This window comes from Bradyrhizobium sp. Ce-3 (assembly GCF_022835695.1).
Classification (GTDB): Bacteria; Pseudomonadota; Alphaproteobacteria; order Rhizobiales; family Xanthobacteraceae; genus Bradyrhizobium.
In genome coordinates, this window is record NZ_BQUV01000005.1 from 471,640 (window position 1) to 484,827 (window position 13,188).

General features: G+C 64.9%; 9 protein-coding genes. 5 read left to right on the forward strand and 4 right to left on the reverse strand.

Features of this window, described 5'->3' with window-relative positions:
- Positions 1–102 precede the first annotated feature (102 nt).
- The 3 genes from BRSPCE3_RS20055 to BRSPCE3_RS20065 form a co-directional block, all read right to left on the reverse strand.
- Entirely contained in the window at positions 103–2,904 is a 2,802-nt protein-coding gene (locus BRSPCE3_RS20055; protein WP_244067803.1) for a LuxR family transcriptional regulator, read from the reverse strand.
- A gap of 346 nt (positions 2,905–3,250) precedes the next feature.
- Positions 3,251–3,676, reverse strand: a complete 426-nt coding sequence (locus tag BRSPCE3_RS20060) for a universal stress protein (RefSeq protein ID WP_244067804.1) — start codon at positions 3,674–3,676, stop codon at positions 3,251–3,253.
- Positions 3,677–3,834: 158 nt separating this feature from the next.
- Entirely contained in the window at positions 3,835–4,377 is a 543-nt protein-coding gene (locus tag BRSPCE3_RS20065) for a histidine phosphatase family protein (protein ID WP_244067805.1), read from the reverse strand.
- 94 nt (positions 4,378–4,471) lie between these two features.
- Between BRSPCE3_RS20065 and BRSPCE3_RS20070 the strand changes: the two genes are divergently transcribed.
- The 5 genes from BRSPCE3_RS20070 to BRSPCE3_RS20090 all read left to right on the forward strand — a co-directional run bounded on the left by BRSPCE3_RS20070 (position 4,472) and on the right by BRSPCE3_RS20090 (position 12,372).
- Complete coding sequence (locus tag BRSPCE3_RS20070) at positions 4,472–5,956, forward strand: FAD-binding oxidoreductase (protein WP_244067806.1); 1,485 nt, start codon at positions 4,472–4,474, stop codon at positions 5,954–5,956.
- 74 nt (positions 5,957–6,030) lie between these two features.
- Complete coding sequence (msrB, locus tag BRSPCE3_RS20075) at positions 6,031–6,546, forward strand: peptide-methionine (R)-S-oxide reductase MsrB (protein ID WP_244067807.1); 516 nt, start codon at positions 6,031–6,033, stop codon at positions 6,544–6,546.
- A 182-nt stretch (positions 6,547–6,728) separates the two neighbouring features.
- On the forward strand, positions 6,729–8,564 hold the full coding sequence (locus BRSPCE3_RS20080; protein WP_244067808.1) for a flagellar hook-basal body complex protein: 1,836 nt from the start codon (positions 6,729–6,731) through the stop codon (positions 8,562–8,564).
- A 42-nt stretch (positions 8,565–8,606) separates the two neighbouring features.
- Complete coding sequence (gene flgK / locus BRSPCE3_RS20085) at positions 8,607–10,484, forward strand: flagellar hook-associated protein FlgK (protein WP_244067809.1); 1,878 nt, start codon at positions 8,607–8,609, stop codon at positions 10,482–10,484.
- Between the two features lie 7 nt (positions 10,485–10,491).
- Positions 10,492–12,372 carry a flagellar protein gene (locus BRSPCE3_RS20090; RefSeq protein ID WP_244067810.1) on the forward strand — a complete coding sequence of 627 codons (1,881 nt, stop codon included), beginning with the start codon at positions 10,492–10,494 and terminating at the stop codon, positions 12,370–12,372.
- Positions 12,373–12,469: 97 nt separating this feature from the next.
- Here BRSPCE3_RS20090 and flbT read toward each other — a convergent pair whose 3' ends face one another.
- On the reverse strand, positions 12,470–12,901 hold the full coding sequence (gene flbT, locus BRSPCE3_RS20095; RefSeq protein WP_244067811.1) for a flagellar biosynthesis repressor FlbT: 432 nt from the start codon (positions 12,899–12,901) through the stop codon (positions 12,470–12,472).
- Positions 12,902–13,188: the final 287 nt, after the last annotated feature.

The following is a 13,188-nucleotide window of genomic DNA, read 5'->3' on the forward strand; positions in this document are numbered from 1 at the left end:
CTATCTGCACGCCTACAGTCCCTCGTGGATTTCACACGCAGAGAATGCAGGCGGCCGGCGACATACGCATCTGTCAGATGACCAGTCCGGTGACAGACCGGATCAGGTTGCCGGGCTGTTTGCTTTGGAGATGACGGCTCCCAGGCCGGATCGGGAGGTGATCCCGGTTTTCGAAAAGACGTGGTGCAGGTGGTAGCCGACCGTTCGGTGTGACAGGTACAGTCTGGCTCCGATCACCTTGTTCGAAAGCCCTTGAGCGGCGAGTTGCGCGATGTGCAACTCTTGTGGCGTGAGCGTCTCCCAGATCTGCTCGGTTCGGCGGAGACTGGCTTCGCCGGCTGCTCGCAATTCCTCTCGCGCGCGGTCGCTCCAGGGTGAAGCGCCGAGCGCGTCGAAAATGTCGCGGGCCTCGCGCAGCGGTGCCCGTGCATCGGCAGGCCTGCGCTGTCGTCGCAGCCAAAGGCCATAACCAAGCAGGAGACGCCCGCGCAGAAAAGGCCAGCTCTTTGCAGCCGGCCCAAGTCCCTGCAGGAACAAACGTTCCGCCTCTTCATCGCTCGCGAGCAGCGCCTTGCCGAAGGATAGCATTGTCTCGACCCACGGCACTAGGCTCGGAGCCGAGGCGCGCTCGATCTCTTCGATCAAGCAGCGCGCAGCTTGCGATCGACCGCAATAGACCGCCGCTTCGACGAAGTCCGCAAGCGCAAAATACTGCAGACCGTAGCTAAAGGCGGAATCGGCTGGGGCAAAGAGGCGCTGCAAGTGCTCAAAGGCCTCCAAATGCCGACCGGCGCCGATGGCACCTATGCCTCGCGCCAACTGCAGAAGCGCCGGCAGGAAGCTGACGCCAGTAGATATAAAACGGCGCTCCACTTCAGCAGCATGCGCTTCACACTGCTCCAGATCGCCTTGCATGGCCGCGAGGTTCGCCTTCACGGTCATGGCCGCGCCGGCCCATAAGGCGGCTCCGGTCTCCTCGCCCAAACGGACCGCTTCTTCGGCTTCTCTGGCTGCCCCCACCCAATCGCCGACCTCCATCTCGGACCAGGCTTGAACGAAAAGCACACGCGGGAGGTTGCCTATCAGGGCTTGTTTGCGCAGCTCTGCATTGGATTCGGCCAGAAATCTGACGCCAAGATCGAACGCGCCGATGATGTTCGCGGCACTTCCCAGCAGGCGTCCGATATTTGCATTGCCGATGCTCCTTGCAGAGAGCGCCTTCAGCTTCGTGTACACTTCGCCGCCTTGTCGTAGCGGTTCGACATAGGCCAAAATCGCGATCAAGCGTGCGTCGAGTTCCGGAAAGTCCAGTCGGCTTGCTGTGGCGAGAACGCTTGCGCGGACGTCACTGCTCGCGTTGCTCCACAAGCAGCGTTGCGCCGCGCGCACGAGAAGGTTGCTTGCGAGATCCTTCGCGCCAGCTGCATGCGCTTGATCGACAAAGTCCATCAGAGCTAAGATCTTCCCGGGATCATGGACTGCCACATGCTGGCTTATCTCGCGACACCACGCGACCCGAGCGGCGCTCAGTCTATCCGATCCATCCACCTCGGCCCCCCGCAACAGATGCTCGAGCAGGTCGGGACGCCCAAGATCAACTGCTGCAAATTCGGCGGCCTGCAAAAGCCGCTCCCTTCTCGCCTTTGTCGTGCTGCTCAGCCTTGCTGCGACCTGCAGAATCTGAACGACCATGGCGATAGAACCGCGCCGATGAGCACGGGTAGCCATCAGATCGTGTTCAGCAGCCAGTTCATCGTCCGGGCCGATCGTCGCTGCCGCACGATGCCAAAGTCGACGATTCTGATCTTCGATGATCGTCGCCAACGCGGCATGAACCTTTTGGCGTGTGACAACGTCGGCTGCCTGAAAGATCGCGGATCGTACAAGCGGATGCCGAAACCGTACTTCGCTTGCATCGAACTCGATCAGCTTGGCCGAGACGGCGGGCGCGTAGGCATCAACTCCGACACTCCCATCGAGCACCACTTCGCAGGCGCGCATGATTTCGTAAGGCGACGTGCCGTCGTTCGCCGCGGCTACGCATAGGAGCATCCGCGTTGCATTGGGAAGTTCTGAGACACGGCTGCAAAAGACGCGTTCAAGACGTTCGGTCAACGGGAGCCATCGGGCATCACCATCATATGCCGCTTGGATTGCACGCGGCAGCTCCAGCAGGGCCAATGGATTGCCGGCGGCTTCCTTCAAAAATCGGCTTCGCAACTCGCTGGAAAGCTCGGGCGCCTGGACGTCGAGCAAGCGCGCTGCGTCGGCATCGCCGAGAGCCGGAACGACGTGCCGCAAGGTATCGGCGTCTCCAAACGGAAAATCGAAACCCTCGCGTACAGCCAACAGCATTACGATGGGATCTGAACGCAGTCTCCTGGAAACAAAGGACAACACGTCGCGTGTTGCTTCATCGAACCACTGGGCGTCGTCAGCGAGGAGCAGAATTGGCTTGTGATCCGCACCTCCGGTCAGAAGGGTAAGCGTCGCCAGAGCGACCAACCGGATATCTGGAATCGCAGCGGCATCATCGCTCACGCCAAAAGCGCTCAGCAGAGCAGACCGCTGGCGAGGAGCCAGAGACTTTGCCTGCTTCATGAGCGGGCGTAGTGCCTGCTCAAGTCCAGCAAACGCGATATGCACTTCAGCCTGGACACCCGTCATGCTGAGCACGGTGATGCCGCTTTCGCGTGCCCGGCTTTTGGCCTCTTCGAGCAGCGTCGATTTTCCAATCCCGGCCGCCCCGCTGATAACGAGCGCCGAACCACCTAGATCGATCCGGCTGAGAAGCCGATCGATCAGAGCGAGTTCTGTCTCTCGTCCCTGCAAAGATGTCGATCGCGAGACACCCTCGCGCTGCCGGGGCAGCGGCGGGTCAGTCTTTTTCAGCCGTTTCGCCACCTTCGGCCTCGGCGCTTCGCTGCGATGAAACTCTGAGCAGATCCTATCATGCACGGGCGACGGGGGGCAGACACGCTTGGCGCGCCCCTCAAGGATAGTTAGGTCCGTTTGTGGGCGTCAAAGGGTGAAGAACTCAACGTGCCGACGATGAATGGACCGCCATCGAGCCGTTGCGGTCCTCCACGCCATCTTCGTCCGCGATTTCGGAATATTAGAAGAGTATCCCTGAGTTGCCCGACGTGTCAAGCCGCCTGGTCGAACGCCGGCCGCCGCCGGCTACTGTGCATGGGGTTGTTTTCGATATTTTGGCGGCGCCGCCTGCGACGGCCCCAGAACTCATCCCGCTTTAGTGCCGCACCACCAGCACCGAGCATTTGGCGTAGCGCACCACGTGGCCGGCATTGGAGCCGAGGAAATAGGTGCGCATCGCCGGCCGGTGCGAGGTCATCACGATCAGGTCGGCCTTCATGGTCGCGGCCTCCTCGAGGATCTCGTGATAGATGCCGCCCTGACGGACCACGCCCGAGATGCGGGAGGGCGCGATGCCGGATTCGCGTGCGACGATCGCAAGCGCTTCCTCCGACGTTTCACGTTGCTGGCTGTCGAAGTCCGCCGGGACATATTCGGCGAGCATCACCGGCGTCATCGGCAGCACGTTGAGCAGACGCACCGTTCCGCTCCATGTCTGCGACAGCGTCGCAGCGGTTGCGATCGCCGGCTTCGCCAGATCGGTATCGGCGAGGTCGATCGGCACGAGAATGGACTTGTACATCAGCGCCTCCTGTCCGCGATTGGTCTGGAGCCGTTTGGTCCCTGTGGCGGGACGCGCGCCTTCTTGTTCTTGAACTAGCCTGTGGTGTCGTCGCGAACCGGTCCCCCTGTCGCGCCGGCATCAATATAGCATGGCGGAGCGGCGCTGTCCGGCTCGCGTCAGCTGCGCGAGGCCTGCTTCAACAGCTTAGGGCTGACGAACAGCATCAGCTTGCCACGCCGGAACGAGACGTCGTTCCAGTCGTCGGTCGCGAAGTCGAACACGGCGAGCCCCGAGGTCGGCAGATTGTCGCCGAGCGCGCGCTTGGCGGCCTCGTCGCCGCTGCCGGTCAGCGTCAGCGCGAGCTCATGCATGCCGGGATTATGCCCGATCAGCAGCAGCCGCTTCGGGTCGGTGACCGAGGCCATCCGGATCGCGGTCAGCAGTTGCGCCGGATCGGCGCCGTAGAGTTCCGGCACGAATTCGGCCTTCGGCGCGCGTCCGGCGCCCTTCAGCGCCTCGCGCACGATCTCCCAGGTCTGCGTGGTGCGGACCGCCGGCGACACCAGCGCCAGATCGGGCAAAGGCGGGTGGCGGGCGATCCAGCCGCCGATCGCCGCCGCGTCGCGGTGGCCGCGCTCGTCGAGACGGCGGTCCTGATCCTGCCCCGAAGGCGCGTCGGTTTCGGTCTTGGCGTGACGCAACAGCAGCAAACGGCGCATGGACTTCCATCTCGATTCGGTCTGGTCGAATTAATTCTACAGGCTCATGCCCTGGACAAGGTGACAAGCGCCGCAGCGGTTCGTAAGAAACGACATGAGCGAGACTTCCACAAGTGCGGCAGACGGCCCCGATGCGGCGGGCTCGGCGTTCCGCGACCGTCTGGCGTTCGACCTCGACGTCGACATTTGCGTGGTCGGGGCCGGCCTGGCCGGCCTGACGGTAGCCCGCGAGGCGGCGCGGCTCGGTGCGAGCGTCGCCGTGCTCGAGGGCCGCCAGATCGGCTGGAACGCCTCCGGCCACCATCTCGGCACCGTGATGCCGGGCTTCGGGCTGCCGATATCGGACGTGATCGAGCGCGTCGGCCTCGACGATGCCCGCGAATTGTGGGCGCTGTCGAAGGAGGGCGCGGAGTATGTCCGCGCCACTGCCACCGAGGATTTGATCCCGGGCATCAACCCGAGCGACGGTGCGCTGGAAGTCTCCAACGTCGACGCCGGCGAGGCGCTGATCAGCCGCCTGCAGACGCTGGGCGAGGAATTTGCCACCGAGGTCGAGGGCTGGCAGGTCGATCGCGTGCGCAGCGTGCTGCGGACCGGCCGTTATTTCCACGGCATCTATTACCCGAAGGCGCTCCAGGTCGACGGCCGCAAATATGTGCATGGGCTGGCCGCGCTGGCGATGCGGGCGGGGGTGCGGATCTTCGAGGAGACGCCGGTCGTCAGCATCGATTTTTCCGGCATCCGCAAGCGCATCGTGACGCCGACGGCGCGGCTGCGTGCCAACCATATTGTGCTTGCCGGCAACATCCATCTCGGCGCGCCGCTGAAGCGCCTGTCCGATACGCTGCTGCCGGTGTGGCGCTACGCGGCGTTGACCGAGCCGCTCGGGGAACGGCTGGCGGAGACGATCGCCTTTTCCGGCTCGGTCGTCGACAGCGACGGCATCGACCATTTCCGCGTCGTCGATGGCGATCGCCTGTTGTGGGCCAGTCCCGAAACCACCTGGGACGCTCGCCCGAAGCGGCTCGGCACCGCGGTGCAGCGCCGCATCGCCACGGTGTTTCCACAGCTCGGCAAGGTTCCGATCGCCGACACGTTCGGTGGCGCGGTCGGCGTCACCGTGCACGGCATGCCGCAGATCGGGCAGTTGCGCAGGGGCCTGTGGGTGGCGAGCGGCTTCGGCCGGCAGGGGCTCGGCACCTCGGCCCTCGCCGGACAGTTGATCGCCCGCAGCATCCTGTGGGGCGACGATCGCTGGCGGCTGTTTTCGCCGTTCGAGCTGGTCTGGGCAGGCGGCACCACCGGCCGGGTCGCCGGTCATTTCGTCAGCCTGTGGACGAGGGGCTCCTCGTCCGTGGCCGGCGTGTTGGCACGCTACCGCGAGGGGGCCCGGGCCAGGGAGCAGGCCCGCGAGGCGCGGCTGGCCGAGGCCAATCTCAAGGCGGGAACCCGGGGGCCGGCGCCGCGCCGCCCACCGCCGGCCACCGTGCGGCCGGCTCCGCCGCCGGCTGGGGATGGCGAGGAGCGGTATCCGCACGCCTCGCAAGAAAGTGAGCGGATCTCGGACGGGCGGATGTAACGTCCGCCGGCGGGGTTCGTATTTGTTGACGAACCCGTTCGGCCTGCATTGGCCGTCCGCATCGGAGATGACTGATGTTCGATCGCCGTATCCTGCTTGCTTCCGCCGCCAGCCTGCTCGGCTTCGCCGCCTTCCGCTGGCTGCGCGCGTCGCCGGCCAAGGCCTCTGACAACAAGGCCGCCGAGAAATTCGAGATCGAGAAGACCGACGCCGAATGGCGCGCGCAGCTGACCCCGCAGCAATACGAGATCCTGCGCAAGGAGGGCACCGAGCGGCCGGGATCGAGCCCGCTGCTCAAGGAGCACCGCAAGGGCACCTTCGCCTGCGCCGGTTGCGACCTGCCGCTGTTCTCGTCCGAGACCAAGTATGAGAGCGGCACCGGCTGGCCGAGCTTCTGGAAGCCGCTGGACAACGCGGTCGGCACCACGTCGGACCGCACCTTCGGCATGCTGCGCACCGAGGTGCATTGCCGCCGCTGCGGCGGCCATCTCGGCCACGTCTTCGACGACGGCCCGAAGCCGACCGGGCTGCGCTACTGCATGGATGGTTTTGCGCTGGTGTTTCACCCGGCCGCGCCATCGGCGACTTGACGTCTTATTCCCGGCAATTGTTGCCTGCCCGGCAATTGTGCCCCGGTTAAACGGCCGGGGCTTTTTTTCAAGCGCATGATTTTGTTACGTTTCGTTTCGTGGCACGACCTTTGCGACATGCTCCGCCGATGCGGCCGTTCCTGTGATTGCCAGCCGCCGGGAATCGAATTGGAGAACATGTCATGGGTATCTTCGGCGCTCTTACGACGGCGGTCGGTGGCTTGCGCGCAGGGTCGTACGCGCTCGAGAACATCTCCGGCAACATCGCCAACTCGCAGACCACGGCCTTCAAGCGCATCGATACCTCCTTCCTCGACCTCGTTCCGCAGACCGCGCTGACGGCGCAGCTCGCCGGCGGCGTCACGGCGCAGTCGCGCTCGACCAACTCGGTGCAGGGCGACGTGCAGTCGGCGTCGGTCGCGACCTTCATGGCGATCAACGGCAACGGCTTCTTCGCGGTGCAAAAGCCCGGCGGCTTCACCGACGGCTCGCCGGTGTTCGACGGCGTCGACCGCTACACCCGCCGCGGCGATTTCCAGCTCAACAAGGACGGCTACCTCGTCAACGGCGCCGGCTATTATCTCGAGGGCGTGCCGATCGACCCGACCACCGGCAACCCCTCCGGCTCGTCGCCGCAAACGCTGCGGTTCAAGAACGACTTCCTGCCGGCGCAGCAGACCACCAAGATCGACTATCGTGCCAACCTCGCGTCCTACCCCTTGACCACGGCGCACGACACCTCGGTTCCGGGCTCCGAGCTGATCCGCCCGGGCGCGTTCAGCGCCGGACATAACCCGCTGGTGCTCGGCACGCCGGCCGCGCCGTATACCGATTCCTCCGTCACCGGCACCGCGCAAAACAACAAGGCGACGCCGTCGGTCGCCAATACCGCCGCGACCCTGCTTTCGGGCGCTGCGGGCAGCGACTCTATCAATGCCAGCTTCAGCGCCGGCTCTGCCGGCCCGCCGGTCGTGCCGGCCGATACGATCACGGTCAACGGCACCGTCATCACCTTCGTGGCGTCGGGCGCGACCGGCAACCAGCTCAACGTCACCGACAGCATCGGAACGCTGCTCGCCAAGATCGACGCGATCACCGGTACCGCGACGCCATCGACCATTAGCGGCGGCAAGATCACGCTGCATTCCGGCACCTCCGCCGACCTCAACGTGACCAGCTCGAACTCGACGGCGCTTGCGGCGCTCGGCTTCACCGGCTCGGCGGTTGCGACCCGCGGCGGCGGCGGCACGGTCGGCACCGGGCAGGTGGTCGGCAACGACAACTCGACCTTCCTGAACCAATCCGTCTCGGGCGGCGCCGTCACGGCCTACGACGTCTCGGGTGCGCCGGTGAACCTGCAATTCCGCTGGGCCAAGACCGACAGCTCTTCGCTGGGCACCGGACATACCGATAGCTGGAACCTGTTCTATCAGGTCAATCCCAATGCAACGGGTACGCAGGTCTCCTGGCAGAACGCCAACATCAACTTCACCTTCGCCTCGAACGGCCAGATGTCGCCGGCGATCTCCTCGGTGGCGCTCAACAACGCCGTCGTCAACGGCGTGTCGCTCGGCAGTCCCGTGATCAATTTCGGCTCCGGCGGCGTGACCCAGTTCGCCGACGCCAACGGCAACGTCCAGGTCAACCAGATCCAGCAGGACGGTTTCCCGGCCGGCCAGCTGCAGTCGGTCAGCGTTTCCACCAACGGCCGCATCGTCGGCAACTACACCAACGGCCGCAACATCGACCTCGCGGAAATCTCGGTGGCGACCTTCAACGGCACCAACTTCCTCAAGCGCATCGACGGCGGCGCGTTCGAGGCGACCGACGAGTCCGGTGGCGCGTTGTTCGGCAAGGGCGGTAGCACCATCGTCGGTTCATCGCTCGAGAGCTCGAACACCGATATCGCCGACGAGTTCACCAAGCTGATCGTGACCCAGCAGGCCTATTCGGCCAACACCAAGGTGATCACGACGACCAACTCGATGGTGCAGGATCTCCTGAACGTGGTGCGCTGATCGCATGATGCACGCGTGAAGCAGTAAAGGCGAGTACACAGCATGGGTTTGAGCCAAGCCCTTTCCACCGCGATGTCGGGCCTGCGCGCCACGCAGGCCTCGCTCTCGCTCGTGTCGTCGAACGTCGCCAACGCGGAGACGCCCGGCTACGTCAGGAAGACGCTGAACCAGGATACCGGCACCACCGGCCAGTTCGGATCGAGCGTCCTCATCACCGGCGTCAACCGCCAGCTCGACGAATTCCTGCAGACCCAGCTTCGCACCGAGACGTCGGGCGCGTCCTACGCCGACGTCCGCTCGAGCTTCCTGGCCAATCTGCAGGGCGTCTACGGCAATCCCGACTCCACCGGCACGATCGAGGACGCCTACAACAAGTTCCTGACCGCGCTGCAGGGGCTGTCGACCAGCCCGGACTCGCAATCGGCCCGGATCGGCGTCGTCAATGCCGCGCAATCCATGGCGCAGCAGCTCAACGCGACCTCGCAGGGGATCCAGACGCTGCGTGCCAACGCCGAGGCCGGCATCAGCGACTCCGTCAATACGGCCAACAATGCGATGCAGCAGATCGCGCGCCTCAATGTGCAGCTGCAGGCCAATGGCGGCACGCAGGACGCCTCGACCGCGGCACTGCTCGATCAGCGCGATCGCTACGTCACCCAGCTTTCGCAGCTGATGGACATCCGCACCGTCACCAACAGCCAGAACCAGGTGACCGTGTTCACCAATTCCGGTGTGCAGCTGGTCGGCACCGAAGCGGCGACGCTCAGCTTCAATGCCCAGGGCACGATGACGCCCAACACGCAGTACAATACCGACCCGACCAAGAGCACCGTCGGCACCATCACCATCAATTTCCCGCATGGCGGCACCTATGACATGGTGTCGACCAACTCGATCCGCTCGGGCAAGATCGCGGCCTATCTCGAGCTCCGCGACAACACGCTGGCGCAGGCCCAGACGCAGATCGACCAGTTCGCCGCCGCGATGTCGAGCGCGCTGTCGGACAAGACCACGGCGGGCACCGCGGCGACGGCAGGCGCGCAGTCCGGCTTCGACCTCGATCTTTCGGGGCTGCAGAGCGGCAACACCATCCACGTCTCCTACAAGGACAACACCACCGGCATCACGCACAATCTGTCGATCGTCCGCGTCGACGATCCGAGCGTGCTGCCGCTGAGCAACACCGCGACCGTCGATCCGAACGACGAGGTGCTGGGGGTGGATTTCTCCGGCGGCATGAGCTCGGTGCTGTCGCAGCTCAACGGCGCGCTCGGCGGAACCGGCCTGCAATTCTCCAATCCGTCCGGATCGACGCTGCGCGTGCTCGACGACGGCGCCGTCAACAAGGCCGACGTGACCGCAGCCTCGGTCACGTCAACGGTCTCGTCGCTGACGTCGGACGATCCGCAGCTTCCGCTGTTCACCGACAATGGCGGGCTCTACACCGGGGCGATCACCGCGAACGGCTCGCAGACCACCGGCCTTGCCGCGCGCATCAGCGTCAACACCGCCCTGGTCGGCGATCCCTCGCGCATGGTTGTGTACTCGACCAATCCGCAGACCCCGGCCGGCGACACCACGCGCGCCAACCTGATCCTGAACCAGCTGTCGAACGCGTCGTACAGCTATTCGCCGAAGACCGGCCTCGGCACGTCGGGCGCGCCGTTCACCGGCACGCTGCTGAACTTTGCCAAGCAGTTCATCAGCCAGCAGGGCGAGTCGGCGACCGCGGCCAAGCAATTGGCCGACGGTCAGGACGTCGTGCTGAACACGCTGCAGACCAAGATGGACTCGACCTCCGGCGTCAACATGGACGAGGAGATGGCGCATCTGCTTTCGCTCCAGAACGCCTATTCCGCCAACGCGCGCGTGATGTCGTCGATCAAGCAGATGTACGACGCGCTGCTGCAGCTCACGTGAGGGTAACATGTCGATCGACGGCGTAAGCGGCAGAACTTCCTATATCGGCACCACGATCCTCAACCTGCGCAATCAGCTCAATGACCTGACGACGCAGCTGGCGACGGGCAAGGTATCGACGACCTATGCCGGGCAGGGGCTTGATCGCGGCTTTGCGCTCAGCCTGCGTGCGCAGATCAGCGGCATCAACGCGTTCTCCGACACCGCGACCAATCTCAACACGCGCCTCAACGTCGCCAACCTCACTTTGCAGGGGCTGTCCGACGTCGGCACCCAGGTGAAGAACGCCGCGACCACGGCGACGCTGACGCTCAACGACAGCGGGCAGACTTCGGGCCAGATCACGGCGCAGGCGGCCTTCGCCAACGCGGTTGCGATGTTGAACAGCCAGTCGGGCGACCGCTATCTGTTCTCCGGCCGTGCGATGGATACGCCCGCCACGGTGTCCGCCGACACCATGCTCAAGGGCACGGCAACCCAGGCCGGCCTCACCCAGCTCATCAATGAGCGCAAGCAGGCCGATCAGGGCGCCGGCATGATGGGGCGCCTGAGCGTCTCGTCGCCGCCGGCGACCACGACCGTGACCAGCGTTGCCGAGGACGGCTCGCCGTTCGGGCTGAAGCTGTTGTCGGTGCAGTCGTCCTTGACCGGCGCCACCGTGACCCAGCCGGCCGGCACGCCGAAATCGACCTCGGTCGATCTTGGCGCGGTCAATCCGAAGGACGGCGACAAGATCAAGTTCAACTTCACGCTGCCCGACGGCACCACCGATGCGATCGAGCTCACGGCGACCACGACGAACCCGCCGCCGGCCGGCTCGTTCCTGATCGGCGCCGACACCGCGGCGACGACCGGCAACCTGCAGTCGACGCTGACCTCGTCGATCAAGACCTTGAGCGACACGTCGCTGGTGGCGGCCTCGGCGGTCGCGGCATCCAACAATTTCTTCAATCCGGTCGCGACCGTCGCGGGCGCAGCCGTCAACAACCAGAACACGCCGCCGGCGCCGATCAGCGGCGCCACGGCGCTTTCCGGCGCGGCGGGCACCAACTCGCTGTCGACGAGCTTCGCGGCCGGCGACACCATCACGGTGAACGGGACCCCGATCACGTTCGTGGCCTCGGGCGCCACCGGCAACCAGGTCAACATCACCGACAGCGTGCAGACGCTGATGGCGAAGATCGACCAGATCAGCGGCACCAAGAACCCGTCGACCATCAGCAATGGCGCGATCACGCTGCACGGCGCCGACGGCCAGAGCCTCTCGATCTCGAGCTCCAACACCGGCGCACTCGGCGCGCTCGGCATCGCCAACAACACCACCGCGGCCCCGGCACCGCTCAGGGTAGGGGGGCCGCCGTTCGATACCGCGACCAACCTGGTCGCCGGCACCCCGGCCAACACCGTGTACTGGTACACCGGCGAGAACGGTCCGGGATCGGCCCGCGGCACCGCCCTCGCGCAGGTCGACCAGTCGATCACCGTGCAGTATGGCGCGCGCGCCAACGAGCAGGCCTTCCGCTATCTGCTGCAGAACGTCGCGGTGTACGCGGCGGTGACCACCAACGCCAGCAACCCGAACGCCAGCGCGCAGGTGACGGCGCTCGCCCAGCGCGTCAGCGGCAACCTCGCTCCGCAGAACGGTCAGCAGCAGATCCAGGACGTGCAGGCCGAGTTCGCCGGCGCCCAGAGCGCGACCAAGGCCGCCACCGACCGCCAGACCCAGCTCAAGGGCATGGCCGAGACGATGCTGGACTCGGTCGAGGGCGTCAATCAGGACGAGGTCGCGACCAAGATCCTGGCGTTGCAGACCAGCCTGCAGGCGTCGTACCAGACCACGTCGATGCTGTATCAGACCACGCTGTTGAAATATCTGCCGATCAGCTGATTGCCCGCTCTCATCTCCAGCCAGCAAAAAGGCCTCCTCGCGGAGGCCTTTTTCGTTCAGGCGAGGGCGTGAAGAAAGCGCGTCAAAGCAAGACGCTCTACGCGCTCTTGCGGCTGTCGTCGCGGTCGGCGTTCTGCTGGCCGCGCGCGGTTTCCAGCAGCTTCTCCTCGTGCGCGATCAACTTCTTGGACTCCTTCAGCGCGTGATAGAGGTCGCCGTTGAGGATGAAGTTGTTGACGCTTTCGATGAACGGCCAGGCGCTCGGCATCGCAGTAATGATGTCGCGCACCAGGCTGAAATAGGTCGGGTGGTGCGCCATCGGGTCCGGCGACAGATACATCAGCTGCACCGCGAGATAGATCAGCTTCGCCGGCGTGTCCGCGGTCTCCGGCGTCAGGATGTCCTTCTCGCGCAGGATCGGGATGCGGTCGCCGTCGATCAGGAGGCGCGCACGCTGGTCGGTGTTGGTGATCACGCAATTGCCGACGATGATGCGCTCGTTCGGCTTGAGTTCGACCTTCAGGGCCATGACCGTTCTCCTTTGCCGGCAATCGCGCGATGTCGTCGCCAGCGGAACATGTTCGGCGCTGCTTAGCAGCCGCCGTTGAGGCGTGGGGCCGATGCGACAGCGATCCTTTCCCATGATGGTTAATGCTTGGTGAACGAGCGGCGGCCGCAGGTGCCGGCGTTCGGGCGGAATCGGCAGTCGTGTCAGTAGTTTTCGCGGCGAACCTCGCCCAATGGCGACAATTTTATTCTTCGGCATTTGTCTCAAATGCCGTGCCGGAGATTTCTTTTTCCTTCGCGGGCTCGACC

What these genes read in the sequence shown, in the direction of transcription:
- BRSPCE3_RS20090 (WP_244067810.1), top strand. Translation starts at nt 10,492, where the DNA reads ATGTCGATCGACGGCGTAAGCGGCAGAACTTCCTATATCGGCACCACG.
- BRSPCE3_RS20065 (WP_244067805.1), bottom strand. Translation starts at nt 4,377, where the DNA reads ATGCGCCGTTTGCTGCTGTTGCGTCACGCCAAGACCGAAACCGACGCG.
- flgK (WP_244067809.1), top strand. Translation starts at nt 8,607, where the DNA reads ATGGGTTTGAGCCAAGCCCTTTCCACCGCGATGTCGGGCCTGCGCGCC.
- BRSPCE3_RS20080 (WP_244067808.1), top strand. Translation starts at nt 6,729, where the DNA reads ATGGGTATCTTCGGCGCTCTTACGACGGCGGTCGGTGGCTTGCGCGCA.
- flbT (WP_244067811.1), bottom strand. Translation starts at nt 12,901, where the DNA reads ATGGCCCTGAAGGTCGAACTCAAGCCGAACGAGCGCATCATCGTCGGC.
- BRSPCE3_RS20070 (WP_244067806.1), top strand. Translation starts at nt 4,472, where the DNA reads ATGAGCGAGACTTCCACAAGTGCGGCAGACGGCCCCGATGCGGCGGGC.
- msrB (WP_244067807.1), top strand. Translation starts at nt 6,031, where the DNA reads ATGTTCGATCGCCGTATCCTGCTTGCTTCCGCCGCCAGCCTGCTCGGC.
- BRSPCE3_RS20060 (WP_244067804.1), bottom strand. Translation starts at nt 3,676, where the DNA reads ATGTACAAGTCCATTCTCGTGCCGATCGACCTCGCCGATACCGATCTG.